1 protein-coding gene is annotated in these 1399 nt (G+C 68.8%); it reads left to right on the top strand.

Annotated elements, in window-relative coordinates:
- The first annotated feature begins 29 nt into the window (after nucleotides 1–29).
- The gene (locus ABD323_RS41170) at nucleotides 30–1394 is read left to right on the top strand and encodes an FAD-dependent oxidoreductase (protein WP_344447214.1); all 1365 of its coding nucleotides are present in this window, start codon (nucleotides 30–32) and stop codon (nucleotides 1392–1394) included.
- Nucleotides 1395–1399: the final 5 nt, after the last annotated feature.

The raw sequence follows: 1399 nt of genomic DNA, 5'->3' as shown, positions 1-1399 counted from the left end.
TACCTCCGCGCACAGGAAGAAGATCCACCATGTCCTCCGCCCCACTGCACGTCCTGGTCATCGGTGCCGGGTTCGGCGGCCTGACCCTCGCCCACGGCCTGCGCAAGAACGGCGTCTCCGTCGCCGTCTACGAGAAGCAGCGCTCGCGCACCGAAGGCCTCTACGGCTACCGCGTCGGCATCGACCCCACCGGCAACCGCGCCCTCAAGGACTGCCTGCCGCCCCAGCTCTTCGACACCTTCCTCGCCACCTGCGCCCGCACCCCCCTCTACTTCAACGTCCTGACCGAGAAGAAGAAGCGCACCGCCGCCGTCCCCCTGCGCGGCGACGCCGACCTCATCAACTCCGAACGCTCCGTCTCCCGCCAGACCCTGCGCCAACTCCTGCTCACCGGCCTCGAGGACATCGTCCACTTCGACAAGCAGTTCACCCACTACGAACAGCACCCCGACGGCACCGTCACCGCCCACTTCGCCGACGGCACCCACGCCACGGGCGACGCCCTCATCGCCGCCGACGGCGCCCACTCCGCCGTCCGCGCCCAGTACCTGCCCCACGCCCACCTCAAGCCCGCCGGCATCACCACCATCGGCGCCAAGATCCCCATGACCCCCGAAGCCCTCGCCCTGCTCCCCAGGGAATCCCAGCAGGGCCTGTCCCTCGTCTTCGCCCCCAAGGGCTTCATGTGCATCTGGCACGTCATGGAATTCCGCTGGGACGAACGAGGCGGCATCAAGGACACCGCCGCCGGCAACGACGCCGACCTCCTGCGCGCCTGGCCCGGCCTCCTGTTCGACAACACCCGCGACTACATCTCCTTCGGCATCTGGGCCTCCGACGACAAGTTCCCCGCCGACGTCATGCAACTGCGCGGCCAGGCCCTGCTCGACCTCACCCTCAAACTCACCCCCAACTGGCACCCCGACTTCCGCAAGCTCTTCGCCATGGCCGACCCCACCACCCCCTTCCCCCTGCGCATCGCCACCTCCGAACCCGTCCCCGCCTGGAAGACCACCAACATCACCCTCCTCGGCGACGCCATCCACACCATGACCCCCGGCCAGGGCGTCGGCGCCAACACCAGCCTGCGCGACGCCATGCTCCTCACCCACGCCCTCACCGACGCCCACCACCACACCCAGCCCCTGCTCACCGCACTGGCCCAGTACGAAGCCGAGATGATCCCCTACGGCTTCGCCCGCGTGAAGGACTCCCTCGCCGAGAACGGCACCAACGGCGACGACCCCCTCCACAAGCCCGTCATCGGCCGCGCCGTCCTCGCCGGCGCCCGCGCCTACTTCAAGGCCATCGACAAGATCCCCTCCATGCAACGCAAGTTCCTCGACGACCTCTACACCTACCGCGGCGCCGAAGAAGGCCCCACCACCAAGTAACCCCC

Origin of the sequence: Kitasatospora nipponensis (genome assembly GCF_039528135.1) — a bacterium.
In the GTDB taxonomy this organism is placed as follows: domain Bacteria; phylum Actinomycetota; class Actinomycetes; order Streptomycetales; family Streptomycetaceae; genus Kitasatospora; species Kitasatospora nipponensis.
This window is presented reverse-complemented; position numbering and strand designations above follow the sequence as displayed.